The sequence below is a fragment of the Mesorhizobium onobrychidis genome (genome assembly GCF_024707545.1).
GTDB classification, from domain to species: Bacteria; Pseudomonadota; Alphaproteobacteria; order Rhizobiales; family Rhizobiaceae; genus Mesorhizobium; species Mesorhizobium onobrychidis.
The window spans coordinates 1248508-1265879 of the sequence record NZ_CP062229.1 but is presented as its reverse complement, the minus strand read 5'-3'; the positions used below and the strand labels follow the sequence as shown (position 1 = coordinate 1265879).

Below are 17372 nucleotides of genomic sequence, written 5' to 3'. Positions count from 1 at the left end.
AATGAATTGGAAAAGTTAAAGGGCGTTTAACCCTATCGCTTAACCATGAATCTCTAAATCTTTCAGGATTTCGCGTCATTTCCCTGGATAAACTGGAATGCAACCCAATAAAAAAGCCCGCCGGAAGGCGGGCTTTCGAACTGGCAAAGCTGCAGGATCAGGCGGCGCTGCGCGTTTCCGAAATGACCTCGACAATGTCGTTGACGACGGCCTCGACCAGTTGCTGATCGTCGCCTTCCGCCATGACGCGAATAAGCGGTTCCGTGCCGGATGGCCGGATGACCAGGCGCCCGGCCTTGCCCAGCCGGTGGCGTGCATCTTCGATCGCCGCCTTGACAGGGGCTTCCTCGAGCGGCTTGCCGCCGGAAATATGGACGTTCTTCAGCAGCTGCGGCACCGGCGCGAACTTCTTCGACAATTCGCTGACCGGCCGGTTCTGCCGTTTGATGCAGGCGAGCACCTGGAGCGCCGAAACGAGGCCGTCGCCGGTCGTGGAAAAATCGGACAGCACGATGTGGCCCGACTGTTCGCCGCCGACGTTCAGGCCGTGCGCACGCATGTGCTCGACGACATAGCGGTCGCCGACCTTGGTGCGGTGCAACTGCAGGTTCATCTCGCCGAGGAAGCGTTCGAGGCCGAGATTGGACATCACCGTCGAGACGACGCCGCCTCCGGCCAGCCGTCCGCTCTGATGCCAGGACTCGGCGATCAGCGCCATGATCTGGTCGCCATCGACGATCGCGCCATTCTCGTCGACGATGACGACGCGGTCGGCATCGCCGTCGAGCGCGATGCCGATATCGGCGCGCACTTCGTGCACCTTCTTCTGCAGGCCGGCCGGATGGGTCGAGCCGCACTCTTTGTTGATGTTGAAGCCGTTGGGCTCGACATTGATGGCGACAACCTCGGCGCCGAGTTCCCACAGCGCCTCGGGCGCCACCTTGTAGGCGGCGCCATTGGCGCAGTCGACGACGATGCGGAGGCCCGAAAGCGACATCGACCGCGGCAGCGTGCGCTTGGCGAATTCGATGTAGCGGTCATGAACGCCGTCGACGCGCTTGGCCCGGCCGAGCCCGTCCGAATCGGCGAGCGCCAGATCGATGTCCTTGTCGAGCATCCCCTCGATGCGCTCCTCGATCTCGTCGGAGAGCTTGTAGCCATCTGGGCCGAACAGCTTGATGCCGTTGTCGTAGTAAGGATTGTGCGAGGCCGATATCATCACACCGATGTCGGCGCGCAACGAGCGCACCAGCATGGCGACCGCCGGCGTCGGAATCGGGCCGAGCAGGAACACGTCCATGCCGGCGGCGCACAGGCCCGACACCATCGCATTCTCGATCATGTAACCGGAAAGCCTGGTATCCTTGCCGAGCACGACGCGGTGGCGATGGTTACCGCGCTGGAACGAAAGGCCGGCGGCCATGCCGACCCTCATGGCGACCTCCGCCGTCATTGGAAACCTGTTGGCGCGCCCGCGAATGCCGTCCGTACCGAAATAACTTCCTGCCATGCTAGCCAGCTTCCCGATGGTTCTTTTCCGGCACGTCATGCCACAAATTGGCCCGAGCCCTATCATCACAATGCATGATTATATGTCGCCAATCCTTAGAAAATTGTTGGTTTGTGTGTTTTGTGTCACGCTAATGTGTTGAGTTTCCTGCCCTGGTTGCGGCAGCAGCGTTCAGGAACTTCAGACCGCATCCGGATTCTTTCATGTGCCAATCAGTAGGCATTGAATTCGGAACCCACACGTCGTGTTGCTCTGGACCGGGCATTCAGGTCCGCCGCACTGGCCGACCCGATCGACCCGTCATGTGGGGCAGTTCCTGACTGTGGTCCGCTCTATACAAGTTTTCCGTGCAAATGCGCCCGGGAAAATTGCCGGGCGAACAGGAGCTGGCAACGATCTCATAAAAATAATGCACTTTCCGACAGCTTTCACGCCATTTAGCCTCTGGCACAACCAGCCGTTGAGTGCTATTGCTTGCGCGGTACATAACGTGAACACCTGAGGGAGAAGACGCATGATCATCCATCGACTTGCCACTTTGACGGGTCTTGCCGTCGTGACTTTATTCCTGGCGGCGCCCGCCAATGCGCTGACCATGGCTGAATGCAGCACCAAGTATAACGCGGCAAAGGACGCCGGAACACTTGGCGGGCAGAACTGGAACCAGTTCCGCAAGGCAGAATGCGGCACCGAGGCCGCCGCAACCGACGCCACGCCAGCCAAGGCGGACAGCACCAGCGCTGCAACTACCGATGCGGCCGCCGCAGCGACGACCAAGGCAGCGGCAACTGTCAACGCCGGCAACGGCCTCAGCAGAGCGGATTGCAGCGCCAAATATCAGGCGGCCAAGACCGGCAACACGCTTAACGGCATGAAGTGGAACGACTTCCGCATGAGCCAGTGCGGTGCCGATGGTTCCGACCAAGACACCGTGCCGGCAGCCGATCAGGCAAGCCTCACCAGCCACCCGGAAACACCGACCGTCACCGCTCCCCAGGGAGTGACGTTTCCGAAGGCGATCTCCACCAAGTATAGCAGCGAATCCCCGGCCAAGGCCCGCATGCACACCTGCCGCGACCAGTACCACGCCAACAAGGAGGCCGATACGCTGGGTGGCCTCAAATGGATCCAGAAGGGTGGCGGCTTCTACAGCCTGTGCAATGCCGCGCTGAAGAGCTGATCGGCAGCAGCATCTGAAGACGGAAGGCCCGCGACCCGCAAGGTCCGCGGGCCTTTTTGTTGCCGGCTGCGGACGGTCCTGCTGGCGCCGGCGAAGCCACTGCCAATCTCCCCTTTGAGGGCAGATGCCAAGTGGTGGCAAAGAGGGCAGGACAGAGCGGAAGGATCGCGGCTCCATTCCAGCTTGAGTTCCTTGCCCCCACGAAATGGGGAGAGATGGCTCGGCGAAGCCGAGACGGAGAGGGGTGAACCGCGCTCTAGGAAAGCCCCTCTCTCCGGTCGCGGAGCCTGTCCTCGGCCTTGCCAAAGGCAAGACCCGTGGGCGGCCATCTCTCCCCTGCTTCGCGGTGGGCGAGGAACCCGGTCTTGAGAGGACGGCAGGACAGCGCGCCTGTCACTCAACATTTGCCGAATCCAATCAAGTTATGGGAGCGAATGCGATGGGGTGAAAGGCTTTCGCGCCGCGATCGGCTGTCGGCAACCTCCTGAACAAAAAACGCCGCGGTTCGAGCCGCGGCGTTTTCGAAATCAATCTCCAGAGCCGGACCCTAGCTTGACGGCTGAGGCTCCATGCCACCTTCGGGCTCCGGGCCCTTCTTGCGGCGGCTGCCGGACTTCGGCACGGCCGAGCCACGGCTCGGTGGCGTGTCGTCGCCGAGATCGCGAGCGGGCTTGTGGCCGGCGATCAACTGCTTGATCTCCTCGCCGGACAGCGTCTCGTATTCCAAAAGCCCCTGCGCCAGCGCGATCCATTCCTTCTTCTTCTTGGTCAGGATGGATTTCGCCGTCGAATAGGCCTCGTCGATCAGCCGGCGCACTTCGGCGTCGATGATCTGCGCCGTCTCTTCCGAGACGTTCTGCGTGCGCGCCACCGAATGGCCGAGGAAGACTTCCTCCTGGTTGTCGCCATAGGCGACATGGCCGAGCTTGTCGGAGAAGCCCCAGCGCGTGACCATGGCGCGCGCCAGCTTGGTTGCCTGCTCGATGTCCGAGGAGGCACCCGAGGTGATGTTCTCCTTGCCGAACTTGAACTCCTCGGCGACGCGGCCACCCATCATGATGGCGAGGCGCGAGATCATGTATTTGTAGCTCATCGAATAGCGGTCGCCTTCCGGCAGCTGCATGACCATGCCAAGCGCCCGGCCACGCGGGATGATGGTCGCCTTGTGCAGCGGATCGGCCGACGGCACGTTCAGCGCCAGGATGGCGTGGCCGGCCTCGTGATAGGCGGTGAGTTCCTTCTCGGCCTGGGTCATGGCCGACGAGCGGCGCTCGGCGCCCATCATGATCTTATCCTTGGCGTCCTCGAACTCGGCCATGGTGACAAGGCGCTTGTTGCGCCGCGCCGCCATCAGGGCGGATTCGTTGACGAGGTTCATCAGATCCGCGCCGGAAAAGCCCGGCGTGCCGCGTGCGATCACCTTGAGGTCGACATTGGGCGCCAGCGGCACGTTGCGCACATGCACCTTCAGGATCTTCTCGCGGCCGACGATGTCGGGATTCGGCACCACCACCTGGCGGTCGAAACGGCCGGGCCTGAGCAGCGCCGGATCGAGCACGTCCGGCCGGTTGGTGGCGGCGATCAGGATGATGCTTTCGTTGGATTCGAAGCCGTCCATTTCGACCAGCAACTGGTTCAGCGTCTGCTCGCGTTCATCGTTGCCGCCGCCGAGGCCGGCGCCGCGATGGCGGCCGACCGCGTCGATTTCGTCGATGAAGATGATGCAGGGCGCGTTCTTCTTGGCCTGGTCGAACATGTCGCGGACGCGGCTGGCGCCAACGCCGACGAACATCTCGACAAAGTCCGAGCCGGAAATGGTGAAGAACGGCACGTTGGCCTCACCGGCTACCGAACGGGCAAGCAGCGTCTTGCCGGTCCCGGGAGGGCCGACGAGCAGCACGCCGCGCGGGATCTTGCCGCCAAGCCGCTGGAACTTCTGCGGATCACGCAAAAATTCGACGATCTCTTCCAGATCTTGCTTGGCTTCGTCGACGCCGGCGACGTCCTGGAAGGTGACGCGGCCATGCGCTTCGGTCAAAAGCTTGGCCTTCGACTTGCCGAAACCCATGGCGCGGCCGGAGCCGGATTGCATCTGGCGCATGAAGAATATCCAGACGCCAAGGATGAGGATCATCGGCAGCCAGGAGATGAGATAGCCGAACAGCGAATTGGAACCGTCGGATTCGGGGCGCGCGTTGATGGTGACGTTCTTGTCCTGGAGTCTCGAAACCAGCGACGGATCACCCGGCGAATAGGTCTGGAAGCCGGTAGAGGTGTCGGTATAGGTGCCCGAGATGCGGGCACCCGCTATGGTCACCGTCTTGACCCGACCGGCCGCGACATCCTGCAGGAACTGCGAATAGGGGACATCGCTCGCTGCTCCGCGCGTCTGCGGCGTCTGGAACAGATTAAAGAGAGCGATGAGCAGGACCGCTATGATCGCCCAGAGCGCGAGATTGCGATAATTCGGATTCATCAATTGTCCCGTTGGCGTCCGCTGGCGGACACGCGTCGTGAGAGGAAACTTGGGTCTAACATAGGGATGGCGCCTTCCCTTGCCAAGCAGAACAGCATGTCGCGGTTAAGCTTTCGCCCATGATCAACCGGCAGTGTGGCCGCTGAAAGGCGGGGCAGGAAGAAGCGGCGCGCCGATCAGCGCGGTGACAGTTCCGGCCGGCGCCAGGTCGAAGGACGGCAGGAAGCGGGCAAAGGGCGCGACGACCGGGCATACCGCCAGACCTGGCAAGACCGGGCTGTCCTGCGCCGAACCAGGGCATTCGCCAAGATATTCGCCTGCGCGCCACAGGATCGGCTCGGCCGCCAAAGCCGCGCGGACAACGCTTGGCGGCGTGCCGCCTTCGGCAGTTGCCAGTTTTGCGGCACGAGCCGCGCCGAGCGGCGCGATCAATAATGCGCCTGGCTCGTCGCCCAATGTGATCCTCCGGCGGCCGTCCCAGAGGGCATTGTCCACGGCAGGAGCAGCGGGCGGCAGATTGCGGGTTTCGCGACGCAGGAAGATGCCGGCACGCCGTGCATCGACCACCGTCCGCGACAATGTGGCGCAAAATGGCGCGGTCCTCAGCCGGTCGAGCAGCGCCTCGCTGCGAGCCTGGTCGGGCAGAAAGGCAACGCCGCCGACAGTCGCCAGCAGGATGCGCAGCGCATAGACGGCCGCCGGTTCGTCGCCGGCCGTCGCAAAACCCGGATCGAGACGGATAAGGCCATCGGCGGGGCTGCTGGCAAAGCCACGGATCAGCGCGGCGGCGCGATGGCCAAGCTGTTCGCGCTCCACCGCAGCCCGCGCGGCCAGCGCCACCGCATCTTCCACGCGCTGCGCACCATTGCTGTCGGCAAGCGCTGCGCGGATTCGCGGCCGCTCGAAAGCCTCGTCTTCATTGGTCGGGTCTTCGGCCCAGCCGACATTTGCGCGCCGCAGGACTTCGCGTAGCGCCGCACGTCGTGTGCCGAGAAGCGGCCGTGCGATCCAGATCCGCCAATCATAGAGGGTGGCCGGTGCCATGCCGGCAAGGCCTCGCCCCTCTTCGCGTGCCCCATAGCCGCGCGCGTGCCGCATCAGCACGGTCTCGGCCTGGTCGTCGGCAGTGTGGCCGGTCAGGATCAGGCCGATACCTTCCGCCTGCGCTGCCTCGGCCAGCAGTCGGTAGCGGGCCTCTCGCGCGGCAGCCGGCAGGCCGGTCGATGGCTTGCGCCCGGACCAGACCAGGGTGCGGTGGGCAATGCCGCGCCCGGCACAAAGCCTGGCCACGGCTTGCGCCTCAGCGGCCGAGCCCGGCCGCAGACCGTGATCGATCGTCACAGCCAGCAATTTCGTTGCGGGCGCGGTACGGTCGAGGTGATCTTTGAGCAGAAGGAGAAGGGCCGTCGAGTCGCTGCCGCCGGACACGGCCGCAACAGCGCCGTTGGTAAAATCGATCTGCGAAAAAACCGAAAGGTCAGGCTCGGTTTCGAGCATCAATGCATGTCGCCCAAAAGTGGCCCCGGTTTTGGGGCAACGACATGCAAGAAAAAAACTAGCACGCCGCGAGCGCCCTTTCCTGCTTGACGCGTTCCTTGAGCGCGCCGGAAACGTTGGGGTAGCGCTTGCCGATCTCGCCGAAAGTGGCGCAGGCCACGTCGCGCTGGTTCAATCCGACGAGCGACACGCCGAGCTTCAGCAGCATGTCGGGAGCCTTCTTGGCCTTCGGATAATCCTTGCTGGCGGCAAGGAAAGTCTCGGCCGCGTCGCGGTATTTCTGCTGGCCAAGCAGCGACTCACCTAGCCAGTAATGCGCGTCCGCCGTCTTGGCGTCCTTGGGGAAGCGGGCGATGTGATCGCGAAAACCCTGTTCGGCAGTGCCGTAGTCGCCCGACAGGATGAACTGATACGAATTGCGGTAAAGCTCCTCCGGGTCGTCGGTGGCGGGCAGCGCCGCGACCACCGTATCGTCGGACTTGCCGGCCTGCGTGCCGGCGGCCTGGTCGCCGGCGCCTTGGGCGCCGGTAGCAGGAGCGGTGTTCTGCGCCGGTGCATGTGCCTGCGTGTTGCCGTCGGCGTCGATCACATTGCCGTTCTTGTCGACGGTGATGGTGCCGAACGTCTTCGGCGGCGTGCCCGGGATCACCGTGCCGGGTTCGCCCGTCGGCGACTCAACGATGACCTCACCGCCCTGGCCGTCGGCGGGCGGTGTGCCCGCGTCGGCCGGAGCGTGCGTCGCCGGAGCCTCGGCGACGCTGCTGTCGGGGTTGGTGGTGGCGTCCGACTTTTTCTGCTCGGCTGGTTGCTGCGCGCCTTGCGAACCGCCTTCCAACTGCTGGAAGCGGAACTCATTGTCTTCCTGCTGCTTGCGGATCTGCTCCTGCATCTGCAGCACCTGGAAGTTGAGCTCCTCGATCTTGCCGTTCATTTGCCGGAGTTGTTCCTCGAGCGCCGTAGTGCCATCCTGCGCAAATTGAACCTGATCCGGTTTCTTTTTTTCGCCGAAAATGCCGAGCGTCGGCAGGCGGAAGGAAAAACCGCTTTTTTCTGCAGCTTGCTCGTTGCTGCTTGCCCCGGTACCGCCAGCAAGTGCAGCGACGCTTGATACGAGCAGCAGCGCAAGCGTGCCGCTCAAGACCGATCTGAAATGCATGTGCCTCTCGCCGTGAATTGTTTGCCTGTTGCATGCCTTCCGATCGGAGTCGGACCGTCAGGCGCCTCGGCTCTTACCAGGACGCAGGACTTCGGCCAAATTTTGTTTCAAGTCCCATATCCGGGCGCCGGACATGAAAAAGGCGGCCGCGGCCGCCTTTCGCACATATGTGTTGCATTTCTGCCGATCAAGAATTGCCGATCAAGAACCGGCGCCGCTGATCGTGGTGACGGCGCGGCGGTTCTGCGACCAGCAGGAGATGTCGTCGCAAACCGCGACCGGACGCTCCTTGCCGTAGGAAATGGTCTTCAGGCGCTGGGCGGAAACACCCCTGGCGACGAGAAAGTCGCGGGTGGCGGCGGCGCGGCGGGCGCCGAGCGCCAGATTGTATTCGCGCGTGCCGCGCTCGTCGGCATGGCCTTCGATGACGATGGCATACTGCCTATACTGGTTCAGCCACTGCGCCTGGCGCGAAAGCGTCGTCTGCGCGTCGGCACGGATCGAGGACGAATCCGTGTCGAAGAAGATGCGGTCGCCGATGTTGACGGTGAAGTCCTGGGCCGATCCGGGCGTTGCCGCCCCGGCGCCGCTGAGACCGAGATCGGCGGCGCTGTTCGGGGTCTTCTTCGAGGCGCAACCGGCGATGGCGAGCGACGCCACCAGCGCGATCATCACCGGGTTTCTGGTAAGTGCTGCGATACGGCCCATGCCGCCTCTCCTTCGCAATTCGAGTGATTTCGTTGATCGTCCAGTAACCACGTTTGGGTTAACCGACGTTCAAGAAACACGGTTAAAATTTGGTTTCGGCTGCCGTCCGCAGCCGTTTTGCCAGAGGGCCACCAGAGGGGGCCATCCGAGGGGGCCATCCGAGGGGGCAACGATGCGCGCGGACCGTAGGCGGAAATGCGGCTAAAACGCGACCAGGCCGTGGAAAGAGCGAATTGAAGAGTTGAGGAATCGAAGAACTGAAGAGAGAGGTCACTTTAGCTTCTCTCTCAGATTCACCAGCATCCCATAGATGTGGGCATGGGACGGCAGCTTGCGTGATGTATTCAAGGTCGAACGCATACGATCGGCCAGTGCGTATTGCTCCATTTTCGGGAAAGCAAGCGTGGCTCCGTGCACGTCCAGAGAAACCGCATAAGCGCGCTTATAGACCTCTAGATCCCTCGCTCGCTTAATATAGCTTCCGGTTTTCTCCATCTCTTCAATTCTTCATTTCTCCAATTCCTCTCACTCGAGCAGCGGCGACCAGGCCGGGTCCGACGCGAAATTCGAGGTCGGGATCGACTGTTCGTTGCGGCCGGTGAGATCGACCGAAACGAGTTTCGGCCCGCCGGCTGAATCGCGGAAGAACATCAGCACCCGACCGTTGGGCGCCCAGGTCGGCCCCTCCTGCTGGAAGCCGGTTGAAAGGATGCGCTCGCCCGAACCGTCGATGCGCATGACGCCGATCTGGAATTCGCCGGCGGTCTGCTTGGTGAAGGCGATGAGGTCGCCGCGCGGCGACCACACCGGCGTCGAATAGACACCGTCGCCGAAAGAGATGCGGGTCTGGCCCGAACCGTCGGCGCCCATCACATAGATCTGCGCGCGGCCGCCGCGGTCGGAGGTGAACACCACCTTGCTGCCATCCGGCGAATAGGACGGCGAGGTGTCGATGGCCGTCGAATTGGTGAGCCTGGTCGTCGAGCGGCTTCTCAAATCCATGGCGAAGATGTTGGAATTGCCGTCGTCGCGCAGCAGGCTCATGATCACCTTCTGGCCGTCGGGCGAAAAGCGCGGCGCAAAGGTCATGCCGGGAAAGTCGCCGACCAGTTCGCGCTGCCCTGTCTCGATCTGCAGCAGATAGACCTTCGGCTGGCCGCTTTCATAGGACATGTAGGTGATTTCCTGCCGGTTTGGCGAGAAACGCGGGGTCAGCACGATCGACCTTCCATCCGACAGATAGCGGACGTTGGCGCCGTCCTGGTCCATGATGGCGAGGCGCTTCTTGCGCGCGTTCTTTGCGCCCGATTCGTCGATGAAGACGACGCGCGTGTCGAAATAGCCCTTCTCGCCGGTCAGCCGTTCATAGATCTTGTCGGCGATGATATGGGCGACACGCCTCGTATTGGCGTCGTTGGCGAAGAACTGCTCGCCTGACATCTGCTGGCCGGCAAAGGTGTCCCACAGCCTGTACTGGGCGCGGACGCGGCCATCGGCCTCCTTGCTGACGCTGCCAGTGACCAGCGCCTGGGCGTTGATCACCTTCCAGTCCTCGAAGCGAGGCGTGGCATCCGGGTTCGAGATCTTTTCGATGAAGGCGCTCTTGTCGATCGGCGCGAACAGGCCGGAGCGTTTCAGGTCTGCGCTGACGATGTCGGAAATCTCCGCGCCCAACGCATCGCCGCCCTGGAAATCGGTGATGGCGATCGGCAGCGGCTCGACATTGCCTTTGTTGACGTTGAGCTCAACGAGCGCCCGCGCCGGCAAGGTGGCGGCGGCAGTCATGCCCAGCGCCATCGCTACGATCATCAGGAGCGGCTTGAGGATGGATTTCATGTCTTCTCGCTTCTCTTCAATGATTCTACGGGCGCCGGGCCTACAGGCCCAGCATCTCCCTCGGATCGAACGTGACCCGGACGTCGGCCCAGATGTCTTGTTTGCCTGCGGGAACCTGCAGGCCGGCCACATCGCATTTCTGAACCGCGCGCACGGCACTTTCGTCGAACGGGCGGTTTCCGCTCGACTTTTCGACGGATGGCCGTCCGTCCAGCTTGCCGGAGGCGTCCAGGTTGAACCGGACTACGACGATGAAATTCTCGGAACCCTCGAGCCCTACCGGCAGTGTCCAGCAACCACCAAGCTGGGCCTCCAACGCCCCCTGCTCCGACCTTGAAAGCTTCTGGCCCTGATCCTTGTCGGCGCCGAGCGACGCCTGCTGGGTCGAACGCTTGGCGCCGCCGCCGGACGGCTTCCGCTTGTCGAGCAGCGCCGAAATCTCGTCGGCGTTGAACTGCTTGTCTTCAGATTTCGGCTTTGACGAGGCTTCCTTGACCGGCTTGTCGGCGTCCTTGCGCTCGGGTGCCTTGGCGCTTTCGGCCTGGGCCGGCTGCGGCTTTGGCCGCGCCTGCGGGGCCGGCGCAGAGTCCGGAAGCTGCGTCTCCTCGGTTGGCGGTTCCTTGGCAATCGCTTCGGCGACGGCGTCCGGCTTGACCTCAGGCTTCGGGTCGATGGCGGCGGTCTTGTCCTGCGGCGGCGTCGGCGCCGGTTCCTTGGCCGGAGTCGGTTTTGGCTCCGCCTGCTTGACCGGCTCGGGCTTGACCTCTTCCTTCGGCTGCGGCACCGGTGCGACCTCGGTCGCCGGGACAGGCTTGGGCTGCTCCTTCGGCTTCGGCACATCCTCGGGCTTTGGCTTCTCTTTCGGCGTCGGCGCGGGCGGCGGCGCCTCAGCCTTATCGACCGGCTGGGGCTTGGGTTCCGGCGTCGGCGGCTTGTCGGTATCGACGCTGTTGTCGCCGACCGTCTGCGCGTCGGGAACGATGTCCGGGCGCTGGGTCGGCAATGGAGCCGGCTTTTCACTCACCGCAGCTTTCTTGTCGCCTTTCTGTATTTGCGCGATCGCTTCCATCGGCACGATTTCGACCGCCAGCGACTCGGCATCGGACGCCGGCAATGCAGCCGGCGCCGACAGCGTGAACAGGCCGAAGCCGATCACGACCGCATGCAAGATCACCGATGTGGTGAGGCCGGTCCTCATCTTGCGTCTATTGATCCTGTTCCTGCAGTGAAACCAGGCCGATATTCTTGTAGCCGGCGGCCGAGATGCGGGCCATCACCTTCATGGCCGTCCCGTAATCCGTCGCCTTGTCACCCCTGATGAAAATGCGCTCGTCGTAGCCGGTCTTGGAGATCGCCTGCAGCTTCGCCACCAGTTCCTCGATCGGGATCTCAGTTTCCTGCAGGTAAATCTGGCCGACCGGGTTGATGGACACGGTTATAGGCTGTGTATCGGCGTTCATCGCCTTGGCCTGTGTGTCCGGCAGGTCGATCGGCACGCCGACCGTCAGCAATGGCGCCGCGACCATGAAGATGATCAACAGCACCAGCATCACGTCGACCATCGGCGTGACGTTGATTTCCGATATCATCGCGTGATGGCGGCCGCGCCGCCTGTGGCCGCGACCACCGCGTCCTCCGCCACCCGCGCCTACAGACATTCCCATGATTGTTCCTCAGGTCTTCTGCGCGACTTTTTCATCGATTTGGCGCGAGAGTATGGCGGAGAACTCGTCCGCGAACCCTTCCATGCGCACGGCGATCTTGCTCGCGTCCGACGACAGCTTGTTGTAGGCGATGACAGCGGGGATAGCCGCGAGCAGGCCTATTGCCGTGGCCAGCAGCGCTTCGGCAATGCCGGGTGCGACCACCGACAGGCTGGTATTCTTGGATGCGGCGATCGCCTGGAACGAGGTCATGATGCCGATCACGGTGCCGAACAGGCCGATGAAGGGCGCCGCCGAGCCGGTGGTGGCGAGAAAGCCAAGCCGTCCTTCCAGCTTTTCCATTTCGCGGGTCAGCGCTAGGTCCATCGCCTTGTCGATGCGGGTCTGCAGGCCGAGCGGCGATTTCGCGCCCTTCTCGAAGCTCTTCTTCCATTCGCGCATGGCGGCGACGAAGATGGCGCCCATGCCTGTGGTCTTGCGGTCGGCGAGGGTGCGGTAGAGCTCCTCCAGCGACTGCCCGGACCAGAACACCTGTTCGAAGCGATTGAGCGCGAGCCGCATGCGGCCATAGGCGACGAGCTTGTCGACGATGATCGCCCAGGTCCAGATCGAGGCGCAGAGCAGCCCGATCATGACCAGCTTGACCACCCAGCCGGCCTGCATGAACAGCGCCCAAATCGACAAATGCGCGCCCGGTTCGGCGAGTGCGATATTTTCCATGGTTACGTCCTTAAGATTTTCCGGGCACGGCTGGCGGCTGGCCCATGGGCATCCCTTGTGGTCCGTTTGCGCAACGCTTGCGGAATAACCCCAAAATGCACCGTTGGCGGCCTTTTCGGGGAAAATGTTGGTGAAAGGAAGGCGCTGGATTCCTCCAATCTTCACCACCCTCTTCATGAACCGTTATGGTTAAGGATGGGTTAGGACGTACAGCGCGGCGCATTGCCGCGCCTTGGGCGAGCCGCCCGGCATCGTCAGCGGATCACCGGCGTCAGTAACTTACCGATTTGCGTTCGGTATGAAGGCTGCGATCCATTCCTTCGGAAAACGTCTTGGCCGGCCATTCTCGCCGATGATCGCCGCCTCGACCCGCGCCTCGACCAGCACCTCGCCGCCGCGCTTCAGCTGCTGCGCCATGAAGATGCGGGCGCCCGAAATGTCCTCGGTGCGCGTCTCGATGGTCAGGATGTCGTCCATGCGGGCGGATCCACGGAAGTCGATCTCCATGCGCCGCACCACCCAGACTATTTTTTCGCCATGCTTGCCCTCGGCGAGCTCGGTGTGATGGACGCCGGCAAGCCTGAGATAATCGGAACGGCCACGCTCGAAGAATTCGAGATAGCGCGCGTGGTAGACGACGCCGGAGAAATCGGTGTCGGCATAATAGACCCGCGCCATCAGCCGGTGGCCGAATTCCGTCAGCGCGCCGGAAAGCCCGGCGCAGAGCGTCGCCGATTCACCATGATCGTCCATTGCGCTTTCCTTTTCGGGCCTGACCGGGCACCTGAAGCGCGACGCGCTTTAGGTAATTGTTTCCGTGCGTGTCGTTGTCCAAAAACCGCTACACACTTTTGGGCGACACGCATTAACTTGGCGCATTAACCCCGATGGCATTGTTGACCGGGATGATCAAGACCCTGATGGCGGCGCTGCTTGTGCTGGCCGCGCTGGTGCTGCCGGGCCAGGCAGCCAGTTTTTCGATGAAGCGCGGCCTCAATCTTGACCAATGGACGACCTGGCCGGGCGAGGACAAATGGAGCGACCCGCAGGCAATCCTGCCCTATCCGGAATGGCGCAAATTCCTTAACGACGATGACCTTAAGGCGCTGAAGAGCGCCGGCTTCGATTTCCTGCGCATGCCGGTCGATCCGTCGCCGTTCCTGTCCGGCGAGGCGCTGGCGCTGCGCGACGAGCTCTATGCCAGCGTGCTGGGCTCGGTGCGCACGATCAACCGTGCCAGACTGAAAGTGATCGTCGACATGCATCTGATCCCCAGCGGCAGCAGCCGCAAGGTCGGCATGGGCGAGGTGATGGACGATCCACAAATGTTCGACGCCTATGTCGAAATGGTGCGCAAGATGGCGCGCACGCTGGCCGATGAGGATCCGCGCCAAGTCGCTTTCGAGCCGATGAACGAGCCGGTCGTCGACTGTGACGCCGACGGCACCGGCCTCTGGCCGGAGCGCCAGCAGAGACTGTTCGCGGCGGCGCGTTCGTCGGCCACCAAGCTCACCCTGATCCTGACCGGCGCCTGCTATTCCAATGCGGCATCGCTGGCAAAGATCGATCCGAAGGCGATCCCGGACGACAACGTCATCTGGACTTTTCACTCGCACGAGCCGTTCCTGCTGACCCACCAGGGCGCGACCTGGGCCGGCGACTTCATCCCCTACGTGATCGGCCTGCCATATCCGCTCAGCGCCGTCCCGCGCGCCCAGCTGGATGCTACGCTCGACACGATCCGGGCAAGGATCAAGGCCGAGGCGCCATGGACGCGGCAAAGCGGTCTGCTTGCCTATCTCGACGAGCAGGTCGCCAGCATCGATACGGACGAGAAGCTGCTCGAGACGATGGATGCGCCGTTCACCAGGGTCGAAGCCTGGGCAAAGGCCAACGGCATCAAGCCGGAGAACATCACATTGGGCGAATTCGGCATGATCCGCCAGGAATACGGCAATGCCTATGTGATGCCGGCCGAATACCGCGCCGCTTATGTCAGGGACATGATCGCGCGCGCCGAAGCCCATGGCTTCGCATGGTCGGTCTGGAGCTATGGCGGCGCCTTCGGCATCGTCGACGCTTTTGACGGCGACAAGGCAGAGCCGGATGTGATGGAGATGATCAAGTCCCTTCATTGAGCGGTTCAGGCTGAACCCAGTTCGATCGAAAGAATCTCTGGGCGCATCCCAAAACGCACCGGCAGGATGCTGAAGCCGAGGCCTCCGGAGACGATCAGGTTGCGGTTCTCCTCCACGACATGGCCATAGGCAAAACGGTTGCCGAAGCGGGATGGCACGACCGGAGAATAGCCGAGCAACCGCACCTGTCCGCCATGGGTATGGCCCGAAAGGGTCAACGATATCCGTGACGGGACCTTGGGAAATATGTCCGGCTCATGAGCGAGCAGAATAACGGGAGCCTTGTCGCTTACCTTTGCCAGCGTGCCATGCAGGTCGTCCAGTCCTTTGAATCTGCTGCGGCCCCAGGCTTTGCCCGGCCGCAGCGCAAGTTGGTCCGCAAGTCCGGCGACCCAGAAGCCATGCCCGTCCTTTTCCAGGCGGACGACATCGTTTTCTAAGACCGGGATACCGGCGCTCTCGAGCGCCCTGCGCGCCACCGTCGGCCCCAACCCGGCTTTTTGCGCGGAAAGGTCCTCCCACCAGTCGTGATTGCCAAGGATCGACCACACGCCGAGCGGCGCCTTCAGACCGGACAAGGCCGGCGCCCATTCGGAGGAATCCACCTAGTCCGTCACCAGGCGAGTGCCGGATGCATAGTCGCCAAGCAGGACAATCAGATCCGGCTGCAGGGCGTTCGCCCGTTCGGCAAGCGACTTAATCCGCTCCGGCGTCATCCATGGCCGGCAAGCATGAATATCGGCGAGAGCGACAACGCGAAGCCGCAATCCTGCAGGCCAGTTTGGCGGCGTCAATGAATAGCGCTTTACATGCGTCAGCAACATCGGCTCCAGGCCAACCGCATAAGCGCTGAGCGACACGGCCGATAAGAACGAACCGCCGATGAGGCGCAGGAAGCCACGTCTGGTGATCATCGCTCAGCTCCGTCGTTCGCGGGATCGTCGTCCCACAGCGCGAGGCTTCGCGTTAAAATCCGCAAATGTGCCGGCAAGCTGACCAGGATTAGGAGATTTTGCGCAGCTAAAGCATCGGACCCAAAAGTGGGTACCGGTTTTGGGAAAATCCGGTGCTCAAACATTGAGATAGAGCCCCATCCCGCTGTCGGGATGGACCAGGCTCAAAGCGCGCCGCGTTTGAAAGGATTCATGCGACGCGCTTCAAATGTTTGTTTCTATGCATGTCGTTGCCCCAAAACCGCTGCGCACTTTTGGGTGACATGCATCAGGGCGTGGCTGGCGCCGCTGTCTTCATTGCGTCGGCATCCGCGACCTTCTCCATCGTGTTGATGCTGACATGGGGCCATCTTATCAGGCCCGGCAGACCATCGCGACGCGGGAAGAAATCGAGAAGCACGATTTGCAGATATTGCAGAATGAGGCGCGGCGTTCCCGCGGGCGTCAGCTCGTCCAATTCCATTATCCAGAAAGTCGAAATCATTTCGGCCGCGTTGGCCTGCCTTACGATGAAGGGAATATTGACGATCCCGGCGGTCTCGACAGTCGTGCTGACCTGCAGCTTTGTCGTTCTGGTTACGGTTCCCGGAGCGCCGCCGACAAGAAGCAGATGTGGCTTTACCGGATCGAAACCCGGAAAGGTGGGATCCGCCACAACACCCTTGAACGGAGCGAGATGAAAATGATTGTAGGGCGCCAGATAGGGACTGGTGAGATTCTGATTGACGCCTATCGGCAATCCATTGATTGGCGGAATTGTCGGTGGCCCGTTGGTGACCTCGCCCGCACCCAATGCAAGCAGTGAGTCGCCGTGCGGAATGGTCCCAAGGCGTCCAATGTTGCTGGTTTTCTCTGCCTCATTGGTCATGAACAACCAAAGGCCCGGCTCGTGGTGAATCGTCGTGTTCGGATCTCCCTGCAGGCCGCTCGCCGGAAAATCGTCGGCAAGCAACTGCTCGATCCGTTGCTCGTAATCCAGTGCGACCACGACCTGGTCGGTGTTGATCGAAGTTCCGTTCCTCTGGATGCCGCGATTCTTGACGCCCTTGTCCACCAAAGTGAATTTGAGCACCTCATCATATTGATTGACCAGGAGCCGGTAGTCGATCCCGCTGCCCGATGAAGCGAATGGCAAAGCGATCGCATTCCAGCCGCGCCCCTTCATGCCCGGGTCATTCTTCCACGTTCCAGGAAGTAACTTGAGTACATCGAGATCGCTATCACCCTGTCTGGCGATATCGATGTAGCGGGGTTCTGTCTTAAGCTCGGTCACTCTGCTTGCTGCAATCATAGCTTCCCCCTGCCATATTGAACAATTGACAATATACTTCTTCGCCGCTGTCAGCGGCGTAGAAAGCCAGGACTTCAATGCATAGTTATGCGTGAGCGCTTAATGTCGCATATTACGCGGCGCCTGAAATAACGCTATACTATTTGAAAAAAGTCAAATCGAAATTTGACTGAACTTCTATGGTTAAGAAACGAGCAGCATGATGAGGATTATAATCCTTGTCATTCATCACCTTGGATCCGA

Annotated in this window: 14 protein-coding genes and 1 pseudogene; 2 read left to right on the top strand and 13 right to left on the bottom strand. The window is 62.0% G+C overall.

All coding sequences use genetic code 11. The features are described 5' to 3' along the window. Positions 1-157: 157 nt before the first annotated feature. Positions 158-1510, bottom strand: a complete 1353-nt coding sequence (gene glmM, locus IHQ72_RS06100; RefSeq protein ID WP_258121613.1) for a phosphoglucosamine mutase — start codon at positions 1508-1510, stop codon at positions 158-160. A 514-nt stretch (positions 1511-2024) separates the two neighbouring features. Here glmM and IHQ72_RS06095 point away from each other — a divergent pair. Continuing rightward, positions 2025-2690, top strand: coding sequence for a hypothetical protein (locus IHQ72_RS06095; protein WP_258121612.1), 666 nt, complete (start codon positions 2025-2027; stop codon positions 2688-2690). Between the two features lie 547 nt (positions 2691-3237). Here the strand turns inward: IHQ72_RS06095 and ftsH are convergent. The 10 genes from ftsH to ybgC form a co-directional block, all read right to left on the bottom strand. Beyond that, on the bottom strand, positions 3238-5166 hold the full coding sequence (gene ftsH / locus IHQ72_RS06090) for an ATP-dependent zinc metalloprotease FtsH (protein WP_065011263.1): 1929 nt from the start codon (positions 5164-5166) through the stop codon (positions 3238-3240). 123 nt (positions 5167-5289) lie between these two features. Beyond that, a complete protein-coding gene (gene tilS, locus IHQ72_RS06085) occupies positions 5290-6663 on the bottom strand; it encodes a tRNA lysidine(34) synthetase TilS (protein ID WP_258123747.1) in 1374 nt (457 codons plus the stop codon). 58 nt (positions 6664-6721) lie between these two features. Further along, the gene (ybgF, locus tag IHQ72_RS06080; RefSeq protein WP_258121611.1) at positions 6722-7819 is read right to left on the bottom strand and encodes a tol-pal system protein YbgF; all 1098 of its coding nucleotides are present in this window, start codon (positions 7817-7819) and stop codon (positions 6722-6724) included. A gap of 201 nt (positions 7820-8020) precedes the next feature. After that, on the bottom strand, positions 8021-8527 hold the full coding sequence (gene pal / locus IHQ72_RS06075) for a peptidoglycan-associated lipoprotein Pal (protein WP_029348860.1): 507 nt from the start codon (positions 8525-8527) through the stop codon (positions 8021-8023). Positions 8528-8797: 270 nt separating this feature from the next. Continuing rightward, positions 8798-9022: a four helix bundle protein gene (locus IHQ72_RS06070; protein ID WP_258121610.1), complete on the bottom strand. Its 225-nt coding sequence runs from the start codon at positions 9020-9022 to the stop codon at positions 8798-8800. A gap of 30 nt (positions 9023-9052) precedes the next feature. Continuing rightward, entirely contained in the window at positions 9053-10336 is a 1284-nt protein-coding gene (tolB, locus tag IHQ72_RS06065; protein WP_258123745.1) for a Tol-Pal system beta propeller repeat protein TolB, read from the bottom strand. A gap of 67 nt (positions 10337-10403) precedes the next feature. Beyond that, positions 10404-11561, bottom strand: a complete 1158-nt coding sequence (gene tolA / locus IHQ72_RS06060; RefSeq protein ID WP_258121609.1) for a cell envelope integrity protein TolA — start codon at positions 11559-11561, stop codon at positions 10404-10406. Positions 11562-11568: 7 nt separating this feature from the next. Next, positions 11569-12027: a protein TolR gene (gene tolR / locus IHQ72_RS06055; RefSeq protein WP_258121608.1), complete on the bottom strand. Its 459-nt coding sequence runs from the start codon at positions 12025-12027 to the stop codon at positions 11569-11571. Between the two features lie 9 nt (positions 12028-12036). After that, on the bottom strand, positions 12037-12747 hold the full coding sequence (tolQ, locus tag IHQ72_RS06050; protein ID WP_029348869.1) for a protein TolQ: 711 nt from the start codon (positions 12745-12747) through the stop codon (positions 12037-12039). 279 nt (positions 12748-13026) lie between these two features. Next, positions 13027-13500 carry a tol-pal system-associated acyl-CoA thioesterase gene (ybgC, locus tag IHQ72_RS06045; protein ID WP_258121607.1) on the bottom strand — a complete coding sequence of 158 codons (474 nt, stop codon included), beginning with the start codon at positions 13498-13500 and terminating at the stop codon, positions 13027-13029. 134 nt (positions 13501-13634) lie between these two features. Between ybgC and IHQ72_RS06040 the strand changes: the two genes are divergently transcribed. Then, positions 13635-14885 (top strand): glycoside hydrolase family 5 protein, encoded by a 1251-nt coding sequence (locus IHQ72_RS06040; RefSeq protein ID WP_258121606.1) that lies wholly within the window; start codon positions 13635-13637, stop codon positions 14883-14885. 5 nt (positions 14886-14890) lie between these two features. Here the strand turns inward: IHQ72_RS06040 and IHQ72_RS06035 are convergent. Then, positions 14891-15799 (bottom strand): annotated as a pseudogene (locus IHQ72_RS06035) (metallophosphoesterase). 307 nt (positions 15800-16106) lie between these two features. After that, positions 16107-17129, bottom strand: coding sequence for a heme-binding protein (locus IHQ72_RS06030; protein ID WP_258121605.1), 1023 nt, complete (start codon positions 17127-17129; stop codon positions 16107-16109). Positions 17130-17372: the final 243 nt, after the last annotated feature.